This window comes from Mycetocola sp. Y791 (assembly GCF_059445325.1).
In genome coordinates this window covers 283,562-304,533 of sequence record NZ_JCAIUC010000002.1, presented here as the reverse complement: position 1 = coordinate 304,533, position 20,972 = coordinate 283,562, and the positions used below count along the sequence as shown (strand labels likewise).

At 65.2% G+C, this 20,972-nt stretch carries 24 protein-coding genes; 15 read left to right on the top strand and 9 right to left on the bottom strand.

What is annotated here, in order from left to right; translation table 11 throughout:
- Nucleotides 1–4 precede the first annotated feature (4 nt).
- The 3 genes from AC1C2N_RS06300 to AC1C2N_RS06290 are packed head-to-tail and all read right to left on the bottom strand — an operon-like array spanning nt 5 to nt 1,766.
- Entirely contained in the window at nt 5–1,156 is a 1,152-nt protein-coding gene (locus tag AC1C2N_RS06300; protein WP_495433735.1) for a Gfo/Idh/MocA family protein, read from the bottom strand.
- Nucleotides 1,157–1,185: 29 nt separating this feature from the next.
- Complete coding sequence (locus AC1C2N_RS06295; protein ID WP_495433298.1) at nt 1,186–1,479, bottom strand: hypothetical protein; 294 nt, start codon at nt 1,477–1,479, stop codon at nt 1,186–1,188.
- Entirely contained in the window at nt 1,476–1,766 is a 291-nt protein-coding gene (locus AC1C2N_RS06290; RefSeq protein WP_495433297.1) for a DUF4287 domain-containing protein, read from the bottom strand. Before AC1C2N_RS06290 ends, AC1C2N_RS06295 begins: the two co-directional genes overlap by 4 nt.
- 204 nt (nt 1,767–1,970) lie before the next feature.
- On the opposite strand from AC1C2N_RS06290, the gene AC1C2N_RS06285 reads away from it, so the two are divergent.
- From AC1C2N_RS06285 to AC1C2N_RS06250, 8 genes are all read left to right on the top strand, one after another.
- Nucleotides 1,971–3,620 (top strand): ABC1 kinase family protein, encoded by a 1,650-nt coding sequence (locus AC1C2N_RS06285; RefSeq protein ID WP_495433296.1) that lies wholly within the window; start codon nt 1,971–1,973, stop codon nt 3,618–3,620.
- A gap of 109 nt (nt 3,621–3,729) precedes the next feature.
- A complete protein-coding gene (locus AC1C2N_RS06280; RefSeq protein ID WP_483406433.1) occupies nt 3,730–4,218 on the top strand; it encodes a glutathione peroxidase in 489 nt (162 codons plus the stop codon).
- A 181-nt stretch (nt 4,219–4,399) separates the two neighbouring features.
- On the top strand, nt 4,400–5,569 hold the full coding sequence (locus AC1C2N_RS06275; RefSeq protein WP_483406434.1) for an ROK family transcriptional regulator: 1,170 nt from the start codon (nt 4,400–4,402) through the stop codon (nt 5,567–5,569).
- A gap of 155 nt (nt 5,570–5,724) precedes the next feature.
- Nucleotides 5,725–7,026 carry an ABC transporter substrate-binding protein gene (locus tag AC1C2N_RS06270; protein WP_483406435.1) on the top strand — a complete coding sequence of 434 codons (1,302 nt, stop codon included), beginning with the start codon at nt 5,725–5,727 and terminating at the stop codon, nt 7,024–7,026.
- An 82-nt stretch (nt 7,027–7,108) separates the two neighbouring features.
- Entirely contained in the window at nt 7,109–7,999 is an 891-nt protein-coding gene (locus tag AC1C2N_RS06265) for a carbohydrate ABC transporter permease (RefSeq protein ID WP_495433295.1), read from the top strand.
- Nucleotides 7,989–8,891, top strand: a complete 903-nt coding sequence (locus AC1C2N_RS06260; protein ID WP_483406437.1) for a carbohydrate ABC transporter permease — start codon at nt 7,989–7,991, stop codon at nt 8,889–8,891. The genes AC1C2N_RS06265 and AC1C2N_RS06260 overlap by 11 nt, the downstream gene beginning before the upstream one ends.
- Nucleotides 8,892–8,902: 11 nt before the next feature.
- On the top strand, nt 8,903–9,943 hold the full coding sequence (locus AC1C2N_RS06255) for a Gfo/Idh/MocA family protein (protein WP_483406438.1): 1,041 nt from the start codon (nt 8,903–8,905) through the stop codon (nt 9,941–9,943).
- On the top strand, nt 9,940–10,995 hold the full coding sequence (locus AC1C2N_RS06250; protein ID WP_483406439.1) for a Gfo/Idh/MocA family protein: 1,056 nt from the start codon (nt 9,940–9,942) through the stop codon (nt 10,993–10,995). The genes AC1C2N_RS06255 and AC1C2N_RS06250 overlap by 4 nt, the downstream gene beginning before the upstream one ends.
- A 10-nt stretch (nt 10,996–11,005) precedes the next feature.
- Here the strand turns inward: AC1C2N_RS06250 and AC1C2N_RS06245 are convergent, their stop codons facing one another.
- Nucleotides 11,006–11,164 (bottom strand): hypothetical protein, encoded by a 159-nt coding sequence (locus AC1C2N_RS06245; RefSeq protein ID WP_495433294.1) that lies wholly within the window; start codon nt 11,162–11,164, stop codon nt 11,006–11,008.
- A 131-nt stretch (nt 11,165–11,295) separates the two neighbouring features.
- Here AC1C2N_RS06245 and AC1C2N_RS06240 point away from each other — a divergent pair, with 131 nt between their 5' ends.
- Complete coding sequence (locus tag AC1C2N_RS06240; RefSeq protein WP_495433293.1) at nt 11,296–11,616, top strand: TFIIB-type zinc ribbon-containing protein; 321 nt, start codon at nt 11,296–11,298, stop codon at nt 11,614–11,616.
- Nucleotides 11,617–11,714: 98 nt separating this feature from the next.
- Here the strand turns inward: AC1C2N_RS06240 and AC1C2N_RS06235 are convergent, their stop codons facing one another.
- The 5 genes from AC1C2N_RS06235 to AC1C2N_RS06215 all read right to left on the bottom strand — a co-directional run bounded on the left by AC1C2N_RS06235 (nt 11,715) and on the right by AC1C2N_RS06215 (nt 16,265).
- Entirely contained in the window at nt 11,715–12,032 is a 318-nt protein-coding gene (locus tag AC1C2N_RS06235; protein WP_108392674.1) for an ArsR/SmtB family transcription factor, read from the bottom strand.
- Nucleotides 12,032–12,724 (bottom strand): SRPBCC family protein, encoded by a 693-nt coding sequence (locus AC1C2N_RS06230; protein ID WP_495433292.1) that lies wholly within the window; start codon nt 12,722–12,724, stop codon nt 12,032–12,034. Before AC1C2N_RS06230 ends, AC1C2N_RS06235 begins: the two co-directional genes overlap by 1 nt.
- 481 nt (nt 12,725–13,205) lie before the next feature.
- Nucleotides 13,206–14,498 carry a M18 family aminopeptidase gene (locus tag AC1C2N_RS06225; protein WP_495433291.1) on the bottom strand — a complete coding sequence of 431 codons (1,293 nt, stop codon included), beginning with the start codon at nt 14,496–14,498 and terminating at the stop codon, nt 13,206–13,208.
- Between the two features lie 48 nt (nt 14,499–14,546).
- A complete protein-coding gene (locus tag AC1C2N_RS06220) occupies nt 14,547–15,302 on the bottom strand; it encodes an SDR family NAD(P)-dependent oxidoreductase (RefSeq protein ID WP_483406717.1) in 756 nt (251 codons plus the stop codon).
- Between the two features lie 213 nt (nt 15,303–15,515).
- Entirely contained in the window at nt 15,516–16,265 is a 750-nt protein-coding gene (locus AC1C2N_RS06215) for a hypothetical protein (protein ID WP_495433290.1), read from the bottom strand.
- A 132-nt stretch (nt 16,266–16,397) separates the two neighbouring features.
- Between AC1C2N_RS06215 and AC1C2N_RS06210 the strand changes: the two genes are divergently transcribed.
- From AC1C2N_RS06210 to AC1C2N_RS06185, 6 genes are all read left to right on the top strand, one after another.
- Nucleotides 16,398–17,054 (top strand): hypothetical protein, encoded by a 657-nt coding sequence (locus AC1C2N_RS06210; RefSeq protein ID WP_495433289.1) that lies wholly within the window; start codon nt 16,398–16,400, stop codon nt 17,052–17,054.
- Nucleotides 17,055–17,069: 15 nt separating this feature from the next.
- Nucleotides 17,070–17,945, top strand: a complete 876-nt coding sequence (locus tag AC1C2N_RS06205) for a PRC-barrel domain-containing protein (protein WP_495433288.1) — start codon at nt 17,070–17,072, stop codon at nt 17,943–17,945.
- A 21-nt stretch (nt 17,946–17,966) separates the two neighbouring features.
- A complete protein-coding gene (locus tag AC1C2N_RS06200; RefSeq protein ID WP_495433287.1) occupies nt 17,967–18,158 on the top strand; it encodes a hypothetical protein in 192 nt (63 codons plus the stop codon).
- A gap of 177 nt (nt 18,159–18,335) precedes the next feature.
- A complete protein-coding gene (locus AC1C2N_RS06195) occupies nt 18,336–18,860 on the top strand; it encodes a metallophosphoesterase family protein (protein WP_495433286.1) in 525 nt (174 codons plus the stop codon).
- A gap of 81 nt (nt 18,861–18,941) precedes the next feature.
- Nucleotides 18,942–19,367: a hypothetical protein gene (locus AC1C2N_RS06190; RefSeq protein ID WP_483406449.1), complete on the top strand. Its 426-nt coding sequence runs from the start codon at nt 18,942–18,944 to the stop codon at nt 19,365–19,367.
- A gap of 180 nt (nt 19,368–19,547) precedes the next feature.
- Nucleotides 19,548–20,738: a MarP family serine protease gene (locus tag AC1C2N_RS06185; RefSeq protein ID WP_495433285.1), complete on the top strand. Its 1,191-nt coding sequence runs from the start codon at nt 19,548–19,550 to the stop codon at nt 20,736–20,738.
- The last annotated feature ends 234 nt before the right edge of the window (nt 20,739–20,972 follow it).

Below are 20,972 nucleotides of genomic sequence, written 5' to 3'. Positions count from 1 at the left end.
GGGCTCAGTCGTTGCCGGAGGTCGCGACCCACGAGCTTCCGGACTCGGCGCTCTGCTCGACGGCCTCGAGCACCTGCTGCACCTGCAGCCCGTCGGCGAACGACGGTGTCGGCTGGCTGCCCTCGACGACGCTCACCATGAAGTCGCGGGCCTGGTGGCTGAACCCGTGCTCATAACCGAGCATGTGGCCAGTGGGCCACCACGCTTCCATGTACGGGTGCTGCGGTTCCGTGACGAGAATCCGAGTGAAGCCCTGGCGGTCGGCGGGCGCTGTTGCGTCATAGAAACCGAGTTCGTTGAGGCTCTCGAGGTCGAACGAGATTGCACCCTTCGATCCGGAGACCTCGATCCGAAAGGCGTTCTTCCGCCCGGTCGACATGCGCGTCGCCTCGAACGAGCCGACGGCTCCCCCATCGAACTTGCCGGTGAACAGCGCGAGGTCGTCCACGGTGACATCACCGAGTTCGTCGGATGCCGTTCCGGACAACCCGGACGCCTCGGCGAGAATGGGCCGCTGCTTGACGAACGTCTCGAGCATGCCGCTCACGCTTGTGAGCTTTTGCCCGGTGATGAACTGAGCCAGGTCGATGGCGTGAGCGCCGATGTCGCCGAGGGCGCCGGAACCGGCGAGGTGCTTCTGCAGGCGCCACGCGAGCGGAACCTCGGGGTCAACCAGCCAGTCCTGCAGGTAGTTCGCGCGAACCTGACGGACGTCACCGATCGCACCGGATGCCACGAGGTCACGGGCGAACGTGGCTGCGGGAACGCGGCGGTAGGTGAAGCCCACCATGGCGTAGACACCCTTGCTTGCCGCCTTCTCAGCGGCGTCGGCCATGGCCCTGGCCTCCTCGACGGTGTTCGCGAGGGGCTTCTCGCAGAGGACGTGCTTGCCCGCCTCGAGCGCCGCGATCGCAATGTCGACGTGCGAGTCGCCGGGGGTGACGATGTCGATCACGTCGATATCGTCGCGCGCGACAGCATCCCGCCAGTCCGTCGCCGTTTCGGCCCAGCCGAACTTCTCCGCGGCGGCCTTCGTCGCTTCCGCGTTGCGACCAACGAGTAACGTCATCTCCGGCTCGGCCGGCAGGTCGAAGAACCGCGGTGCGACCCTCCAGCCCTGTGAGTGGGCGGCTCCCATGAAGCCGTATCCGATCATGGCGATTCGAAGTGGTCGCTTGGCAGTGGTCACAGTGTCTCCGTCTGAGTATTCCGATCGAGGATCGACGGGGCTGTGCTGGCCGGGGCGGTCCTCGTCGACGCTGCCACGATAACAGAATCCACCGACGTGAAACGGGTTTCGTTGCGCTGCACGACATATCCCCAGTCCTCGCGGACGCGAGTTCTGGTCCGGAAGCCCGGGGCCGGGGCGACCTGCGCGACGTCCCAATCAAGATCGCGGAGGCCGAAAGCATCCGTTGCGGTCGAAAACATCCGTTGTGCCGGGTGCTCTCGACCGGAACTGATGCTCTCGCGGGTCACGCGGGCTTCGTCGCCTTGCCATCGAGCCACAGCGTGTCGGACTCGTCGCTGTGGGCACCCGCTGTCCCGACAAATTTCGCGTCGATCTGCGGGCCCTTTTTAATCACGTGCACGAGTGCCATTCCATGCCCGCGACCGAGGCCGTAGTCGTTCTTCAGCCACTCGAGCACCTCGCCTGCCTTCGCGGACTCGCCGTCGAACCCTCTCTCCCGCGCGATCTCGACGAGCTGACGCGGCGTGAGCCCGGTCTTGTCCTCGATCGCATCGAGGTACGCCTGAAATGACATCCGGTTCCCTTCGGTGACGCGACAACTCGACCCTGTTCCCGCGCCGACTCGACCGATACGGTTGCCTCAGCAAAAAGTGCGGGAGTGCGGGGTTCGCCGCTGATGACAGGGATCCTAGCCACACCGCCCCGCGCTGCATAGGCCCACTGTGACTGTCGGAAGGTCCTGAATGACCCATCACCGCCCGGACCCGAGGAGCCAATCATGACGCCATCGAGCCGACTGGATCGATACGCGGAGATCGCCAAGGTGTTGAGCCGAAACGGCTTCGGCGCCCTTGCCGGTGGGCTCGGACTCGGGCGGTGGATCAGCCCTGCGGATTCGGCGAGGGCCGAGAAGCGCAACCCGAGCGCCGAGCGCCTGCGCATGGCTCTCGAGGAACTCGGGCCGACCTTCATCAAGGTGGGCCAGCTGCTGTCGACCCGCGCCGACCTCCTGCCGCCGGACTACATCGCCGAGCTGTCCAAGCTGCAGTCGAGCGCGCCACCCGTGGCGAGTGCCGTCGTGATGAACGTGATCGAGTCCGAGCTCGGTGCCCCGACCTCGGAACTGTTCGCGGAGTTCACCGAAGAACCCCTGGCCAGCGCGTCTATCGGCCAGGCTCACGCCGCAGTGCTGAAAGACGGCACACGCGTCGTCGTCAAAGTGCGGCGCCCTGGAGCCGTGGCCCAGGTTCACGAGGACCTCGAGATTTTGACCAACCTGGCCAGCCAGGCCGAGGCGCGCTGGGAACTCGCCGCCGATTACGACCTGGTCGGACTCATTGACCAGTTCTCCGTGACGATCCGTGCCGAACTCGACTATCTGACCGAGGCCAGGAACGCCGAACGGTTCGCCGAGAATTTCCGGGACAGCAGGATTCACATCCCCCGGGTCTTCTGGGAGACCACGACATCGAGGGTGCTGACGCTCGAGCGGATCACCGGAGTTCGGGTCGACGACCTGCCCGCGCTCGACGCGGCCGGCGTTGACCGCTCCGAGGTGATTACCCTCGCCGTCGACGCCGTCTGCCAGATGGTGTTCGTCGACGGTTTCTTCCACGCGGATCCCCACCCGGGAAACCTCTTCATCGAGACGGACGGCCGGATCGGGCTGATCGACTTCGGCATGGTCGGCTCCATCGACGAGAAGATGCGCGACCACCTCGTCTCCCTGTTCTCAGCGCTCCTCCAGGGCGATCCCGACCACATCGCCTCGGCGGTCCTCACCGTCACGTCGACATCGGCCCACGTGAACCGCCCGCACCTGCGCCGTGACTTCGCCCACTTCATGACCCTCTACTCGGGCAAGCAACTCGCCGAGCTCGAAATCGGTGCCATGGTCGCCGAACTCCTGGGCGTGCTGCGCCGCCACCGGCTGCAACTCGACCCCCAGCTCGTTCTGCTGCTGCGGATGCTCTCGATGATCGAGGGCATCGGAGTGCGCCTCGACCCCACCTTCCGGCTCAGCGTCGCCCTGCAGCCCTATGCGACGCGCTTTGCCGCCGAGCGGTTCTCGCCACGAGCGCTGGTGAGTCGAGCCTCGGAGATCGGCCGTCAGCTCGCGGCGCTCGGCGTGGAACTGCCGGAGAAGCTCCGGATGCTGTCGGATTCGATCGGGCCGGACGGCATCGAGATCCAGGTGCGCGCTGAGGGACTCGACCCGATCATGGGCCGGGTCGAGAAGATCGGCAACCGGCTCGTCGTTGCGATGATCGCCTCAGCGCTGATTCGGGGCATCGGCGAGTTCACCGTCTCGGGCGACTCCCGCTGGCGCGCCTGGAGCGAACCGCTCATGCGCGTCGGGATCGGCTCCCTCGGCGCGCTCAGCGCCTACCTGGCCGTGTCGGCACGGCACCGCCGCAAACTGCGCTAGTGGCCATCCGCTCCCCCGGCGCACCGCCGCAGTGCCCCGATCACGCACAAAGATGCAGTAACTGCACGATTCGCAGCCAACCCCAAGCATCCGGGCATACTCTCTGGCCATGAGCATCCGCGATATCCCCCTGACCACGATCTCCGGCGGCACCACCACCCTGGCTGAGCACAAGGACAAGGTCGTTGTTGTCGTCAACGTTGCGTCGAAATGTGGCCTCGCGCCGCAGTACGACGTTCTCGAGGCCATGTACGAGAAGTATCGCGATCGCGGCTTCGTCGTTCTCGGCTTTCCGAGCAACCAGTTCTTCCAGGAGCCGGGCGAGGGCGAGGCCATCGAGGAGGCCTGCCGCATCAACCACGGCGTGACCTTCCCGATCATGCAGAAAATCAGGGTCAACGGCAAGGACGCTGCTCCCCTGTACAAAGAGCTGACCAAGACGCCGGATGCCAGCGGCAAGGCTGGCAAGGTCAAGTGGAACTTCGAGAAGTTCGTCATCACACCCGATGACACGGTGTACCGGTTCCGGCCGACGACGGCGCCCGACTCCCCCGAGATCGTCTCGGTCATCGAGGGCGCACTCGCCCCAGCCGCCTGATACGAAAACGGATGCCGTCCCGCACTAGTGCGGGACGGCATCTTTTTTGTCTACGCAGCGTCATTCAGTTTCGTTTACCCAGCGTCATCCAGAGTTTACATAGGGTGGTTTCATAACCTGCTATGTTAATTCGACCGCCCCCACTCACGGACGGCGACGGGCACGCATTGGAGACGACAGCATGACCTCACTGAGTCCAGCTGACATCAGGCACGTCAACGCTTTGAGCTGTGTCCACGTGTTGCGGAGCGCACCGGGGGCACTGAGCATTTCCGACGTCGCCGCCCGCACGGGTCTCTCCCGCCCGACCGTCGAGGCTGTCGTCGTCGATCTGGAATCTCGCGGGCTCTTGACCGAGGAACCCGCGACTCCCACCCCGTCGATCGGCGGGCGGCCGGCTCGCCATTACCGCTTCGACGCCGACAGCTCGATCGTCGCCGGAATCGATGCGGGGCCCAACAACATCCGCGTGATCCTCGCGAACCTTCGAGGCACGCTCGTCGGACGGTACGATCGCCAGATCTCGGGCCCGCTTAGCGGAGCCGAGCGCGTAGACGCCGTGATCTCTGCGGTTCACGAGGCCCTCACCCGCTCGGAGCTGACTCAGGACAAGCTGCAGGCCGCCTGCGTGGGAGTATCCGGCATCGTCAGCGACGATGGTGCTATCTCACAGAGCTTCGTGGTTCCCGAATGGAACGGTGTCGGCGTTGCCAGCCAGATCAGCGAGAAATTTGGAGCACACGTCTTTCTCGAGAACGACATCAAGCTCGCCGGATTCGCCGAACACCACCTCGGTGCCGCCGAGCTTGCCGAGAACATCATCTATCTGCAGATCGGCAACCGGATCTCGATGTCGCTCATGATCGGCGGCAATATCCACCAGGGCGCCCACCGCAGTTCGGGCGAGATCGGCAGCCAGCGGGGGATGCGCTGGACGAGCACAGCGGTGCACGGGCAGCTCATGTGGTCGTCAGCGCCAACGGCGGAACAGGTCTTCGCGAATGCACGGCAGGGCGACGACGACGCAATCGCAGAAATCCAGAGATTTGTCGCGGAAATCGCGCCGCACGTCACCATGGTCGCTCTCGCGTTAGATCCCGACCTCATCGTCGTCGGCGGTGGCCTTTCGCGCTCGAGCGACTACTTCGTCGACCTGCTGCGCACCGAAATCCACCGTCTGGTCATGCTCGAGGGAAAGCCGTCGATCGCGGGATCCACCCTCGGCTCGGACGGCACCCTGTTCGGCGCACTGGCACTCGCTTTTCAGAACTCGTCACAGGCTCTCTTCGGCATCGAAGGCGTTCCTGTGCCTGATCTCGCCTATCCGGGCAGCGACGGGGGTATCGCATGAGCGAGCTCCGGGCTGCTGAATCACTTCGCAACGGTTCAGCACCAAAGCGGACTGATCCGCTCCCCACCGACCTGCGTCTCAATTTCGAGAACGGCCGGGAACGGTCAAAGCACTGAAGAAGTAACACTGCCCTAATCAATGAAGAAGGAGTACGAATGCGGTTATCTCGAGCGGTCGTGGCTGTTGCAGCCTCAGCGATGCTGTTGTCAGGATGTTCAGCAGGTTCAGGAGGCGGCGAGGCCACGGGAGAGATCTCCCTGCCGTCAGACCCCACCAAGGTGAAGGGCGATATCACCTACGCAATCTGGGACATCAACCAGCAGCCGGCGATGGAGGAATTGATCGCCGATTTCAACACGACATACCCCAACGTGGAGGTGTCGGTCGAGCTCACCGCGTTCGAGCAGTACTTCACCAAGCTGCAGACGCAGGGCTCGTCAGATTCGCTGCCTGACGTCTTCTGGATGAACGGTCCGAACCTTCAGTTGTTCGCCAGCAATGGCCTGCTTGCGCCGATCAAGCCATTCGTCGACGCCGACCTGATCGACCCGGCGAATTACCCGGATGCCATGAATGAGATCTACAGCCTCGACGGTGAGCAGTACGGCGTGCCGAAGGACTTCGACACCATCGGGCTGCTCTACAACAAGGCCATCCTCGAGCGTGCCGGCGTTGAAGCGCCAACGGACGACTGGACCTGGGACGATTACCACGCCGCGGCGAAGACCGTCTCCGACACCCTCGGTGGCGAAGGCATCGTCGGCTCAGCTGACACCACCCGCAACCAGGAGAACATTTACCCCGCCGTCATGAGCAATGGCGGAACGATCATCACCGAGGACGGCGAATCGGGTTACAACAGTCCCGAGGCCATCGAGGCCGTGCAGTTCTGGGCCGACATGGCGGCTGACGGTTCAAGCATCACCCCGGCCGAGAACGCTGACACGAACGGGTTCGTGCGGCTCCAGAACGGCAAGGCAGCGATGATGTGGGGCGGCAACTGGCGCATTTCCGGCATGCTCGACTCCGCCGTGAAGGATGACCTCAGCGTCGCCAAAATCCCGCTCGCCCCCACCGGCGAGCGCAAAACCGTCATCCACGGAGTTGGCAACGTGATGAGCGCAAAGTCGGAGAACCCCGAAGCAGCCCAAGCGTTCCTGAGCTACCTCGCCTCCGAGGATGCTGCGCTGATCCAGGCGGCGGCCGGCGCGGCCAACCCCGCATTCACCGGTACGCAGCAGGACTTCGTCGACTCGGCTCCGACCTACAACCTCGAGGTCTTCGGAGACGCCGCTGAGGACTACTCGGTCGCGTACCCCGTGTCGAAGAACACCGGCGCGTGGCTCAAGATCGAGTCCGATCTGCTCCCGGCTGCGGTCTCGGGCGATCGTCCCGTCGCCGAGGTCCTTGAAGAGCTCGCCGAGAAGATGAACGAGTCGCTGGCGAAAGAGAAGTAGGCGATCGAATCGCTCGTGGGTGCTGTCGCAGACGCGGCAGCACCCACTCCCCCCGGCCGCCAGGCGTCAAGGAGACCTGCCCATGAAACGAAATACCCTCACCCGTGACGGCTGGTGGCCGGTGCTCTTCGTCGCGCCGCTGTTTGCCGGCGTCACCCTCTTCTACCTCTGGCCACTCGCCCAGTCCCTCTATTACAGCTTCACCGAGTGGGGTGTGTTTGGCGGTTCGACGTGGACCGGCCTTGAGAACTACATTCGGCTCGTCTCAGACGCGGATGTCTACCGGGCGATCCTCAACACCTTTGTGTACACCGGCATCCTGCTTCTGGGAATTCCGATTGCCGTGGTATTCGCCGCCCTGCTCAACCGTCCGAGCCTCAAGTTCGCGATGGTCTACCGAACGTGCTTCTTCCTGCCCTACATCGCGATGCCGACGGCGATCTCGATGGTCTGGAGGATCATCTACAACAATGACTACGGCGTCATCAACGCGGCACTTGCGGTCGTCGGCATCGACGGGCCGGCGTGGATCTCGACCGAGTGGTTCTCCCTCATCGCCGTGGCGATCATGGGCCTCTGGATGTCGCTCGGGTTCAACATGATCATCCTCTCGGCCGGGCTCAAGGGAATCCCGCCCGAACTCTACGAGGCAACCTCCATCGATGGGGCCAATCACTGGCGGCAGTTCCGGTCCATCACCGTTCCCCTGCTGAGCCCGTCCATCTTCTTCCTCTCGGTGATGACGCTCATCTCGGGTTTCCAGTTGTTCGACATGCTCTACGCGCTCCTTGGCCCTGGCAACCCCGTCATGCCGAAGACGCAATCGCTCGTCTTCCTCTTCTATGACGCAGCGTTCAGCGCCAATGAGAAGGGTTACGCGTCAGCGATCGGTGTGCTGATTCTCTTGATCATCGGTCTCTTCACGTTCATGCAGTTCCGCCTCCAGCGCAGATGGGTCCACTATGTCGACTGACACTGAAGTACGCCTGGCCGCGACCGAACGTCCCGCAGCGAGCGAGGCCCGCCAGCGAAACACACGGACGACGCCCAGGGAGGGTCGCAACTGGGGTGCGCACATCGTGCTCATCGCCGCCTCGATCCTGATGATCTTCCCCTTCATCTGGCAGATCAAGATGTCGGTGTCGACCCAGGCCGACATCACCGCGGTTCCGCCGGTCCTGATCCCCTCGAGCTTCGAGTGGGGCAACTTCGCCGAGGTCTTCACCCGGTTACCGTTCCTTGACCAGTTCTGGGTGTCGCTCGCGGTGACCGTGCTGCGCACCATTGCGCAGGTCATCCTTTGTTCGATGGCCGGCTATGCCTTCGCCCGCATGCACTTCCGCTTCAAGGGTGTGCTGCTCGCGCTCCTGCTGTCGATCCTGATGGTGCCCGGCCAGGTCTACCTGATCCCGCAGTACCAGATCATTCAGGGCGCAGGCCTCCTCGACACCATCCTCGGCATCGCCGCCCCCGGCCTGTTCAGCGCATTCGGCACGTTCCTGATGATGCAGTTCTTCAAGGGGATGCCTGCGGAACTCGAACAGGCGGCCCGACTTGACGGGTGCAACAGCTGGCAAATCTTCTGGCGAGTCATGCTTCCGCTCGCCAAACCGGGCCTGGTTTCGCTCACCATCATCACGGTGCTGGCGTCGTGGAACGACCTCCTCTGGCCGCTCGTCGTCGCGAGCACTCCCGACAAGATGCCGCTCTCGGTCGGACTCGCCACCCTGCAGGGCTACCAGGGCAGCGTCGACACCGGAGTGCTCATGGCCGCCTCGCTCATGGCGATGGCACCCATCCTGATCACCTTCATCATCCTTCAACGCCGCGTCGTTGAAGGCATCGCCCACGCGGGTCTGAAATGAAAGAAAACGCAATGCACAACTCTTCATACACCGACGCAGGTGAGCAGCGTCTCATCGTCGCACTGATCGGCGCAGGCGCCATCTCGCGGGTGCACGCATCCGCCTGGAAGAAGCTCGGAGCCGAGGTTCTCGTTTTCTCCGAGGCCGGCGCCGCCGAACTCGCCGAGAAGTTCGGGTTCGAGGTTGTCGACACGCTCGACGAGGCGCTCCGCCGCGCGGACTGTGTGGACATCGTCACCCCGACGAGCACCCACCGTGCCTTCGCCCTCGCGGCGATCGATGCCGGGAAAGACATCGTCTGCGAAAAGCCGCTCACCCTGACGGCGAGAGATTCCCGCGAGGTATACGACGCTGCTTCAGCGGCAGGCGTCCACATCTACCCTGCGCACGTCGTTCGGTTCACCGGGCCGTATGTCGCTGCACACAAAGCCGTGGAAGCTGGCAAGGTCGGGAAGGTCGCCGTCGCCCGGTTCTTCCGCGGCGGCTCGAGCCCGGCCGTGGGAACCTGGTTTCAGGACGAAGCGGCATCCGGTGGCATCATCATGGACCTGATGATTCACGACCTCGACCAGGCCCGCTGGACCTGCGGGGAGGTCCAGACGATCTACGCCGTTCAAAGTCCAGCGACCGTCGACAATGTCGTGCCGCCGTTCGTCTCCGCACACGTCACGCTCACCCACGTCGGTGGCGCGATCTCACACATTCGTGCCACTTGGGGAGCGATCGGGACGCCGTTCACCACGGGCTTCAGCATCGCCGGCGATGCCGGTGTCATCCGCTATGACTCGAGCCAGAACACCGGGCTAACGACGTCGTTGCACGATGCCGAACCGGACGGTCTCGTCATCCCCACCTCCGAACTGAGGGAGAGCCCGTACCTCACCGAGATCCGTGAGTTCGCCGAGGCGTTCGCGGGTGGAGCGCAGCCACGGGTCAGCGCCGAAGACGGCGCTGTCGCGGTGTACCTGGCTCAGGCCGCATACGAGTCAATTCGCACCGGAAGGGTCGTCAACATGGAAGAGTTCGGAAACGCACAGGGAGCAGCAGCATGACATCCCCACTCAAGGTCGCGATCGCATCCTTCGCCCACACGCACGCGGCGAGCTATGTCTCGGCGCTGTTGCGGATGCCCGACATTGAGGTGCTGGTCGCCGATCCCGACGGCGCCGCTGCACCGGACGCAGCTCTGCGTGGCGCAGAACTCGCGGCGAAGCTCGGCGTGAACTACGTCGACAGCTACGACGAACTGTTCGCGTGGAAGCCCGATGCCGTCGTCGTCGCCACCGAGAACTCCGGCCACCGCGCCGTCGTCGAACGAGCCGCCGGCGAGGGCGTCCACGTTCTGTGCGAAAAGCCGCTCGCGACGACCGTTGCCGACGGTGAAGCGATGGTCGCTGCCTGTGAGGCCGCGGGCGTCATCCTGATGGTGGCGTTCCCGGTACGGTTCGCCCCCGGGTTCACGGTGATGCGCGAGCACCTCGATGCCGGCCGACTCGGTGAGATGTTCGCCATCGACGGCACTAACAACGGCAAGCTGCCACTCGAGCATCGCGAGTGGTTCGTTGACCCTGAACTCTCAGGCGGCGGGGCCATCGTCGACCACGTCGTGCACTGCGCCGACCTCATCGACGCCCTCACCGGCGGCCTCCGCGCAGAATCGGTGAATGCGGCAGCCAACCGGATCCTGCACGCCGACGCAGAAATTGACGTCGAAACCGGCGGGCTCGTCACCGTGCGCTACGCCGGCGGCCTCATCGCCACCATCGATTGCTCATGGAGCCAGCCGCTCACGGCACCGACGTGGGGCGGCCTCACCCTGAAGATCACCGGAACGAAGGGCTCTGTCGAGATCGACCCGTTCGCCGAGCACGTGTCTGGCCTCGGCGTGGATGGCGGCATCCACCTGGGCTACGGCACCGACCTCGACGCACTGCTCCTGACCGAGTTCCTCGACGCCGTCCGGGTATCCGGTCCCCCGGTTGCCGGGCAGACGCCGCGCCGGGTTCCGCAGCCGGACGGCCGCGTCGGCCTCCGCACGCTCGAAATTATGGAAGCGGCGTTGCGTTCAGCCCACGCGGGTCAGCCGGTCACGGTGCCCAGCTAGATGTACTGAGTCAGGACATTGGTGACGCTCGGCTGATCGGGGTTGCTCCGATGCCGGTGTGGATGCGTTCAGTGTTGTAATACTCCAGCCAGGGGTCAAGGGCGGCGGTTCGTTCGTCGTTGTTGTTGTTGTTGATCTCCCGGAATGCCTGGTTTCTGAACAACTCCACTACGCCCCGGAGGTTCTCCTCAGATCAAGCCCCGAAATGTCACCAACGTCATGGCCGGGTACACCTAGACGCTCAGGTTGGGCAGCATCGCCCTCCATATGATGAAGGAAACGTTCGTCTTGGAGGACATCATGAAGTGCCCAACTGACTCAACAACCCTCGTCATGAGCGAGCGAAGCGGCGTCGAGATCGACTACTGCCCCGAGTGCCGCGGCGTGTGGCTCGACCGGGGCGAGCTCGACAAGATCATCGATCGCGCCGAAGCCGAGATGACGAAGAGCGCGCCGGCGCCGGCCGCAGCGCCCCGCCCGCAGTACCAGGAGCAGCGCCAGCAGGTGCCGTTCTTCGGTGAGCGCGACAACGATCGTGACCGTGACCGCCGCTACGACGACGACCGCAACGGCTACCGGAAGTCCAGGAAGGAAAGCTGGATCGCCGACCTGTTCGGCTAGAAAAACTCGCGGTTGTCACGCCACTTGACGTGACCGCCTGACAACGGATGCCGCCCTCACGACCTGAGGACGGCATCCGTTTGCGTAATGAGTGCTGGTCAGCGTTTTCCGCGCGCGATCTCGGTGCCCAGGGCGTCGAGGTGCTGGGTCCAGAACCCGCGGAAATGCGCGAGCCACTCGTCGACGGCCTGGAGCGGCTCGGCGTCGACAGCGTAAATGCGCCGCCGACCGTCGGCTCGCACGGTGGTGAAGCCGTTCTCCCGCAACACCTTGAGGTGTTGCGACACGGCGGGCTGGCTGATGCCGAACTCGGCGCTGATGATGTCGACGAGTTCGCCCGCCGGGCGTTCACCCTCGGCGAGAAGCTCGAGCAGCCGCCGCCTCACCGGGTCGCCGAGGATGTCGAAGGCGTGCACTACCCGGTGACGTCCCCCGCGACGCCCTCCGCGGGATCCGGACCGACCCCGGTGTAGGCAGCGAGGCAGCGTGCCGCCGCGGCATCGGCATCCGCTTTCTTCTCGCCCGCAGCGATGTTCGCCTCGCGCCAGGCGTCATTGCTTCGCGTCATAAAGCGGATGCCATCGGGCGATTCCATCCACGCCATTGCCTCGGCGGGGTCCATGCTCGCGCCACTCGTGAGGTGGAGGGCAAGACCGAGGAGCATCGAGTCCCAGCCAATGCCGACGGCGCCCGGGCCGAACTGCTTCCAGTCGGCGTCGTCGACGAGGGCGGTGTGCTCGACCTCGAGGGTCGCGGAGGTCTCGTCGCCGGTCAACCGGGCGGTGACCCAGCTCACGTCGCCGCCGTACTCCCAGGTCACTTCGAGGGTGTGCGGCTCGGCGCACTCGAGAATCTCGCCGCCCGCATTGCCCTCGAGCTGGTAGTGGCCGCCGACTTTCAGGTCCCCCGTGATCGGCATGAGCCAGCGGTTGATGCGGTCGCCCGTCGTGACGGCGTTCCACAGGTCGGCCAGGCTCGTCGGGTAGGTCTGTGAGATGGTCACGACCCGTCCACTCTCCCCGTCGACTTCGCGGCGGCTCAAGCGTCGTGTGACGGCGCCGATCTGGGCGGCCGTCGTCTCTGTGAGTTCCGAAGAGTTGATGTCCATGGCGCCCAACATATCAAGCGCGACTTATATGTGCAAGGGCGAGCCATCCCGCCGAGGGTGCGCCGCAACTTCGGGCGGAAATACACAGGCTCCGGCCGCCTACACGCGACAGACACCACGATTCTCCTCCCGAAACAACGGGGCCGGGCCGGGCGCCGGGGCGGAGACAGCCGACGAGCGGTGCCACCCCGCCGAGGGTGCGCCGCGACTTCGGGCGGAAATACACAGGCCCCGGCCGCCTACACGCGACGGACCCCACGATTCTCCTCCCGAAACACCGGAGCCGGGCGCCGGGGCGGAGACAGCCGACGAGCGGTGCCACCTCGCGGGGGGTATGCCGCAACTTCGGGCGGAAATGTGCAGGCCCCGGCCGCCCATTCGCGACAGACCCCACGATTCTCCTCCCGAAACACCGGGGCCGGGCACCCGCAACGCCCTGCGGCACACCGGCGCACGACACCGGCGCGGGCGTGGAGCCGCCCTACGCCCCCGCGAAGAACGCGCCAGCGGCGGCCGACAGCCCGAAGAGGTCGTCCACATGGGCGAGTTCGCGGGCCGAGTGCATCGACAGCAGCGGCACGCCAACGTCCACGACCCGAATCCCGAGCCGGGTCGCCGTCAGCGGCCCGATCGTCGATCCGCACGGCACAGTGTTGTTCGACACGAACTCCTGGTGCGGCACCCGGGCTGCGGCACACGCGCGCGTCCACAGCGCCGCACCGGCGGCATCCGTCGCGTATCGCTGGTTGGCGTTGATCTTGAGCAGCGGCCCCGAGCCCGCGACCGGGTGGTTGACCGGGTCGTGCTTCTCGGCGTAGTTCGGGTGCACCGAGTGGCCGGCGTCGGCAGAGAGGCACCATGACTCCGCGTAGGCACGCAGCCTGTCAGAAACGGATGCCCCGAGGCCCGCCCCGATCCGCGATAGAACGTCGTCGAGAAACGGTCCAGCCGCCCCGGACCGCGTCTCGGAACCGAGCTCCTCGTGGTCGAACGCCGCGAGAACGCTGATGTGCTCCGCCTCCGCAGGGGCACCGAGCAGCGCGACGAGTCCGGCGTACACCGACGAGAGGTTGTCCATGCGACCGGACGCGAACAGCGAATCGTTGAGGCCGAACCGGCGTGGCTCCTGCGTGTCGGCGGTGAGGATGTCGTAACCGGCGACATCCCAGCTCTCCACTCCCACGATGTGCGCGAGGTAACCGATGACATCCGCTGTGCTGACGTCGCCGACGCCGAAGACGGGGGTGGTGTGCCGCTGGCGGTCGAGGGTGAGCCCGGAGTTGGCGTCGCGGTCGAGGTGGATGGCGAGCTGCGGGATCCGCAGGAACGGCCCGGTTCGCACCAGGTATTCACGGCCCTCGCGGGTGACGATGCGCCCGGCAAGCTCAAGCTCGCGATCGAGCCACGAGTTGAGCAGCGGCCCGCCGTAGATCTCGACGCCGGCCTGAAGCCAGCCGTGTGCGCCGATCGTTGGCTTCGGTTTGAGCTTGAACCCGGGAGAGTCGGTGTGCGCCCCGAGAATCCGGAAGGGTGTCGTTGAAACGGATGCCGCCGGCTGGCGCCACGCGATCACAGCACCATCGCGGATGACGTACCGTTTTCCCGCTCCGGTCGGCCATTCTTCCGATTCGTTCAGTCGCGAGAAACCCGCGACCTCGAGCCGCCGGGCCGTCTCGGCGGCCGCGTGGTACGACGACGGGCTCGCGGCGATGAACCGACCGAAGTCCTCGATGTAGGTGGCGACGGAATCGGTATGGGCGTGCGCGTCAGTCATGGTCCCATCCAATCACGGGGTGTACGGGGCGGGCCGCCACTGGCGGCCCTACTGCGCGGTGAATCCACCATCGACCACGTACTGGGATCCCGTGACGAACGAGGCGTCATCGGAGAGCAGGAAGAGGGTGACGGCGGCGACTTCCGCGGCGAGACCCAGTCGCCCGAGCGGATGCCTGGCCACGAGGGCTGTGCGCACGGCCGGCGTCATTCCCTCCAGGAGAGGAGTGTCGATATAGCCGGGATGGATCGAGTTGATGCGGATGCCCTGGGCGGCACAGCCCAGCGCCGCCGCCCTGGTCATTCCGACGACACCGAGTTTCGCCGCGGCATCCGGGATCGCGTGGGGATCGCCCACCAGTCCGAGGATCGACGACGTATTGACGATGGCTCCCCCGCCGGCCGCGATCATCGCCGGCACCTGGAAGTGCATGCCGTAAAAGACGGAGTCGAGGTTGATCCGCATCAGGCTGCGGTATGCCGCTATGTCGATCTCGGCGACTGGCTCGGTCGGCCCCCAGATGCCGGCGTTGTTGACGGCCAGGTGAAGGGCGCCGTAGGTATCGACGGCTTTTTCCACCGCGGCTCTGACGTCGTCGGGGTGCGACACGTCACCGGCGATGGCCACCGCTGTTCCGCCCGCGTGGGTGATTTCCTCAACGACCGACTGGGCGACCTCGTGACGGAGATCGTTGACAACCACGCTCGCTCCCTCATCGGCGAGTGCCATCGCGATCGCCCTTCCGATTCCGGATCCGCCACCGGTGATGACGGCAATTTTGCCTGTGAATTTCTCGGCCACGATGTTTCTCCACCCCGCTGGGCACCCGAACGGCGAGCCCGTTCTATGGAGGGTTCAGACCACCACACGACCCCGGATTTGTCACCGGTCATTGGTCCCGGCCCGAGCCGGGCGGCGAGCCGGGTGGAGCCGGGGTGGAGCCGGGGTGGAGCCGGGGTGGGGCCGGGGTGGATGGGGCCGGGGTGAATGGTGATGCGGGTGTGCGGCGCTGCGGGGTCAGGACTTCCGCAATGCCACGAAATCCGGATGCCGCCTGAGGGCAGCTTCGCCGGCACTCCCCCACACGGCGAGCACGGCGATCGATTCGGCCTGCTCACAGATCACGAGCATCGGCGGGCGGTCCGCCAGGCGCAGCAGGACCGCACCCTGAACGAGGTGAACCGCGGTGATGCTCGCGTACTGCACATCGCCGAGACCGGTCGAGTCCCGGAGCAGGAACCGCCTGTCCGTTGCCGCAACGCTCACCTCCCGGGGAGTCTCCCACGCCCGGAGCGCGGCCCTCTCCCCCGGAACACCGTCGGAATCTCGGGAGAGCACCAGCGCCCTCGCTGTCGTCAGGAGCGTCCGCGTCGCCGGTGTGAGCTGGCGGTGGCTGGCGATGACTGCCGGCCTGGCGATGAAAACCGGCTCGGTGGCATCCGTCTGTATATCTGCAGCCTTTGTGGTTTGCGGCAGCAGTCCTTTCGAGAGCGACCACAGCAGGTCACCGGCCTGTTGGGCGCCGGTCGCCGGCGGGCGCGCCGCTTCGCGCGCCTCGAGGCGCCGACCATGGATGGCGCGGATGACGAAGAACAGGCACACGGCCGGCACCAGAATCGCGAGGGCGAGCGACGACTCAGAGATGAACCAGCGAACCGTTGAGGCTGGGGCGTCGGATGACTCGGTGGCGATCCAGATCCAGCCGAAGCCGACGAGCGCGGCGAGGCCAATCACCAGGGGCACAAGTGGGCCATGTCGCCGTGTCACAGTCCTAATCTACGGCCTGCACCACCGCTCGGACACCAAGGGTTGAGGCACCGGTGCCGAAACCGCAACCCCTTGCATCAGGACTTGGCTAAGGCCTTGACTTGACGGACAGGCCAGGAGAGGAACAGCACAATGAGCACTCCAGAAGACAGGGACAGAACGGCGCGAGCCGCGGCGCATAACGACAACAGCTCGTCAGAGCCGCTCGCCGCTGTACCCGCTGAGTCACAGAAGTCGTACCGCGAAGACGTCGTCGCTCGCGAGAAGGAACGCTTCGGCGGAATGAAATTCGGCTCGGCATTCTTCGGTTGGCTGACCGCGACCGGACTCACCGTGATCCTGACGGCGCTGGTCGCAGCGATCGCCCTTGCCATTGCAGGCGGGGTCGACGACGTCGCGGACGACGCCATGAGCGCACAACTCGGGGGCGTTCTCGTCTCCGCGATAATCGCGCTCGTCATCCTGTTCATCGCGTACTACTGCGGCGGCTACGTTGCTGGCCGGATGGCACGGTTCGAGGGCGCGAAGCAGGGAATCGCCGTATGGCTCTGGGCGCTCATCATCGCGATTGTCGTCGCCATTCTTGGCGTCGTTGCCGGGAACGAGTTCAACATTCTCGCCAACCTCGACGCATTCCCGCGGATCCCGACCAGCCCGGAAGAACTGACCGCCAGCGGAATCATCACGGCGCTTCTCGCGCTCGCTGTTTCCCTCGCCGGTGCTGTCCTCGGCGGACTTGCCGGTATGCGTTTCCACCGTCGCGTCGACCGGGCCGGACTCGGCCGCTAACCCTAGGGAGATCACATGCTTGATTCACGAGACGTCGGTGGCATCCAGGGCGCTCCCCTGTTCGGTGCCGACAACGAAAAGATCGGCAACATCGCACAGGTCTTCGTCGACCCGGAAACGGGCAGCCCCAACTGGGTCACGATCAAGACCGGCTTTCTCGGCCGTCACGAGTCATTCGTGCCGCTGGCAAACGCCACCTGGGATGGCGAAATACTCAGGACGGAACTCGACAAGGAGACCGTGCTCGAAGCACCTCGCCTGAACGCCGATGAGGGGTTGAGCCCGCACAACGAGGAAGCGCTCAATCGATACTTCGGGCTCAGCGATGTCGACAGCGACGGTGGAACCGCACGACCGCCGGAAGAATACCCCGAACGAACCGAGCTGATGGAGCAGGCCGCCCAGCGCAAGCGGGAGGAAGAAGCCGTCGGAGCTGAGCGACGTGACGATACCGGCGCGAGCCACGACTCGTCACACGGCACAGCACATGAACCCGTGCGGGAAACTACGTACGAACCGGTTCGAGACCACGACCCGGTGCAGAACCACGACCCGGTTCGAGACCACGACCCGGTGCAGAACCGCGAGCCGGTGCAGGACCGAGAGCGGGTTCAGGACAGGGATCAGGGCCGCGAGCCGGTTCAGAACAGCGAGCCTGTCCAGAACCAGGCTCCCGTGCAGAACCACGAGTCGCAGAACCAGGAACCGGTGCAGCATCAGTCCCCGCTGCAGGGCACGACGCCGGTTCGGGCCGACCTTCGGGCGGATGCCGTCGGTTCAGACACCGGTCAGGCGCGCGACACCGGAGTACCCGGAGCAGACGCCGCCGCAGACGGGGACACTCGCCGGAGCGGGCCACGACACGCGGCTCAGCGCGATAGCTCCCGGTAGATATAACGGAAACGGAATCTTATGAATCAAGAAGAATATGACGACTCTACCCTTGACCAGAACTCCGACCAGAAGCACTCTGAGGGTGTCACAGAACCCGCAACGACGGATGTCGAGGCGCTCGCGCGTGATCGCAAGCGCGCCCTCGACGAGGAAGCCGTAGAAGCAGAGCACCTGGACTACTTCATGGCCCATGTTTCGGCCCAGGGCTGACGCGAGCAACCGCTGAACGCGCTAGCCGAACACGCCAGCTGAACGACAACCGCCTGAACGGCAAACTCACTGAAGGGCCGCGCTGATTCCCACGGGATCGGTGGCGGCCCTGTGGCGTGCCCGGCTTTGGTTCACCCGGTATCAAGGCAGAAGCGGCGAAGATGGCAGAATCGGCCTATGCCCACAAACCTCCTGTTCCTCGCGGACACCCACGTCCCCGCGAGAGCGAAGGAGCTTCCCGCTCAGGTCTGGGCCGCGGTCGACAATGCGGATGTTGTGTTCCACGCCGGCGATTGGATCACCGAACCACTCCTCGACCAGCTTGAGGAACGCGCGAACCGTTTGGTCGGGGTGTACGGCAACAACGACGGTGCGGGCCTTCGACGGCGGCTCCCCCTCGTCGCACGGACGGAAATCGACGGCATCCGTTTTGCCATGATTCACGAGACCGGGCAGGCCATCGGCCGGGAAAAGCGGGCTGATCTGGAGTTTCCTGATGTCGACGTGCTGGTGTTCGGACACAGCCACATCCCGTGGGACACCACGAGTCCAAACGGACTCCGACTGATCAACCCGGGTTCACCCACCGACAGGCGTCGCCAGCCGGTCTGCACCTACCTCACTGCCGTCGCCGATGGCGGAGTTCTCAGAAACGTGGAGCTCGTTCCCGTCGCGCGGGACGCCCAGCCAGGCCAGGGGTAAGTCGGGCGCAATTCGCAACCCCTTGAGTCGCTCCTGACAAGCGACCTAGCGTGGAAGGTCCCGACGACCGATTGGAGAATCATGAGCGACGCAACCCAGGGCACCAATGGCCATGGCGACGAGGACACCGAGATCAGTGGCGGGAGCCAGGCAACCGAGGGCGTGACCTCGGAAGGTGGCGTGTGGGGAGTTGGCGACCCCAAAGATGAAGAAGCACTCGCCAAGCAGACGGTAACCAACGACGCGGTCGCCGGAGAGCCGGTCGAGCAGGACGCAGCGTTCCTCGACGTTGACGAAGCAGACGTCGAGACCTCGACCTCTGACGTCGCGGGCGGCGAGGATGACTCCGAAAACGACCAGCACCTGTTCAGCAACACCCACGGTGAGGTCGAACCGGGCACGGACAACGAAGACACCACGGTTTCCCAGGTCACCGACGCTCTCGACAGCGACGCGTTGGCATCGAGCGAATCGCCGGCCGCCGATGAGACCGGATCTGAGCGCTAGAGACTCACTCACGCACTACTCGTTCGACCCGCTCCCGCACCGGGGGCGGGTCGAACTGCGTCAGGCCGGCCGCGTCGTCAGGCCCCGCGCCGTCGGGCCCCGCGTCGTCAGGCCCCTGTAGGCGGCCCGGCGTCCTCACGGATGCCGCACCTACAATGAATCGGGAAGGCTGGAGGGCCATTGGACGTCATTTCATTCGGCTCGATAGCGCTCGACGTCGTGCTCGTCATTGTTCTCCTCGGAGCATTGATCCAGGGTTACAGCCGCGGATTTTTCCGCATCCTCGGCGGAATCGCCGGCATGGTTGCCGGGGGAGTCGCGGCGTTTTTCCTCCTCCCACTCATCGCCACCTGGCTCCCTGAGTGGCGTGTTCTCGCATCCGTCTTCGCGGCGGTCCTGCTCATCAGCCTCGGATACACGGTGGGGATCGCGCTCGGAAACGTCATCGGCCAGCCCCTGCACAAAACGCCACTCCGCCTCATCGAGAAGCTCGCCGGCGCACTGGCGAACACCTCGGTGGCGCTCATCGTCATCTCGCTGCTTGCGTTCAGCGCGCAGACGCTCGGCGCCCCGATCCTCAGCCAGTCGCTGGCATCGTCGACAGTGCTGAGGACGCTCGATTCGCTCATGCCGAAACCGGTCGAGTCCTTCCTGGCTCAGCTGCGCACCACGGTCATGAACGACGGCCTTCCGCGCGTGCTCGAGGCCGTCGGTGTGCCGTCAACCGCACCAGACCTGCCGGCGGTCACACTGGACTCTCCTGCGTTGACGACCGCGGCGGCATCCGTCGTTCGAATCACCGGAAACGCGCCCTCGTGCGGCACCGGGCGGGTCGGCAGCGGCTTTGTCGTCGCCGACGATCGGGTCGTGACCAACGCGCACGTTCTCGCTGGCGTGACGGAACTCGTCGTTGAGGCACCCAACGAACTGCCCCGATCGGGTCGCATCGTCTACTTCGACCCGGTCGATGACCTCGCGGTGATCGACGTCTCGGGCCTCGACGCGCCTCCGCTGGCGATGTCGCCGACGCTCCCGGCCGGCGCAGAGGCTGCGGTGATGGGGTATCCGTTCGGCGGACCGTTCACCGCCGGATCCGCCAGCGTTCTCGCGCAGGGCACCACCCTGGTCCCCGATATTTATGGGTCAAACCCCACACCGCGGCAGGTGTACACGCTCGCGGCCAACGTTCAGCAGGGCAATTCGGGCGGCCCATTGCTGTCGACTGACGGCTCTGTGGCCGGGGTCATTTTTGCAAAGTCGGACGCCACGGCGAACGTCGGTTATGCCCTCACGATGGAAGAGGTACTTCCCGTGGTCGCGCAGGCACCGTCACTCACGACCGCGGTCGGTTCCGGGGCCTGCACGCGCTAGCGCACCGCAGCCGTTATCGGGCACCTACCGGTGATCGCCCAGGCCGAAGCGCTGGACACCCGGAATGTACGAGGGGGCACGCACCCCCGCGCCGGTGAGGTTGTCGCACTTGACGAACTGAGTGCCTATTCTCTCGAGCGGGCACGCAGCCGGGAGCGACACAGAAACCACTGGCGACGATGGGAGCGGCCCCGGCTGCGCAGCGGCTCCCACGGACAGGGCCGCAGAGCCGAT

Bases quoted from the DNA above. Each gene is read 5' to 3' on its own strand.
- AC1C2N_RS06260 (WP_483406437.1), top strand. From the start codon at position 7,989: ATGTCGACTGACACTGAAGTACGCCTGGCCGCGACCGAACGTCCCGCA.
- AC1C2N_RS06285 (WP_495433296.1), top strand. From the start codon at position 1,971: ATGACGCCATCGAGCCGACTGGATCGATACGCGGAGATCGCCAAGGTG.
- AC1C2N_RS06280 (WP_483406433.1), top strand. From the start codon at position 3,730: ATGAGCATCCGCGATATCCCCCTGACCACGATCTCCGGCGGCACCACC.
- AC1C2N_RS06265 (WP_495433295.1), top strand. From the start codon at position 7,109: ATGAAACGAAATACCCTCACCCGTGACGGCTGGTGGCCGGTGCTCTTC.
- AC1C2N_RS06300 (WP_495433735.1), bottom strand. From the start codon at position 1,156: ATGATCGGATACGGCTTCATGGGAGCCGCCCACTCACAGGGCTGGAGG.
- AC1C2N_RS06270 (WP_483406435.1), top strand. From the start codon at position 5,725: ATGCGGTTATCTCGAGCGGTCGTGGCTGTTGCAGCCTCAGCGATGCTG.
- AC1C2N_RS06195 (WP_495433286.1), top strand. From the start codon at position 18,336: ATGCCCACAAACCTCCTGTTCCTCGCGGACACCCACGTCCCCGCGAGA.
- AC1C2N_RS06200 (WP_495433287.1), top strand. From the start codon at position 17,967: ATGAATCAAGAAGAATATGACGACTCTACCCTTGACCAGAACTCCGAC.
- AC1C2N_RS06275 (WP_483406434.1), top strand. From the start codon at position 4,400: ATGACCTCACTGAGTCCAGCTGACATCAGGCACGTCAACGCTTTGAGC.
- AC1C2N_RS06290 (WP_495433297.1), bottom strand. From the start codon at position 1,766: ATGTCATTTCAGGCGTACCTCGATGCGATCGAGGACAAGACCGGGCTC.
- AC1C2N_RS06190 (WP_483406449.1), top strand. From the start codon at position 18,942: ATGAGCGACGCAACCCAGGGCACCAATGGCCATGGCGACGAGGACACC.
- AC1C2N_RS06225 (WP_495433291.1), bottom strand. From the start codon at position 14,498: ATGACTGACGCGCACGCCCATACCGATTCCGTCGCCACCTACATCGAG.
- AC1C2N_RS06230 (WP_495433292.1), bottom strand. From the start codon at position 12,724: ATGGACATCAACTCTTCGGAACTCACAGAGACGACGGCCGCCCAGATC.
- AC1C2N_RS06205 (WP_495433288.1), top strand. From the start codon at position 17,070: ATGCTTGATTCACGAGACGTCGGTGGCATCCAGGGCGCTCCCCTGTTC.
- AC1C2N_RS06255 (WP_483406438.1), top strand. From the start codon at position 8,903: ATGCACAACTCTTCATACACCGACGCAGGTGAGCAGCGTCTCATCGTC.
- AC1C2N_RS06250 (WP_483406439.1), top strand. From the start codon at position 9,940: ATGACATCCCCACTCAAGGTCGCGATCGCATCCTTCGCCCACACGCAC.
- AC1C2N_RS06210 (WP_495433289.1), top strand. From the start codon at position 16,398: ATGAGCACTCCAGAAGACAGGGACAGAACGGCGCGAGCCGCGGCGCAT.
- AC1C2N_RS06240 (WP_495433293.1), top strand. From the start codon at position 11,296: ATGAAGTGCCCAACTGACTCAACAACCCTCGTCATGAGCGAGCGAAGC.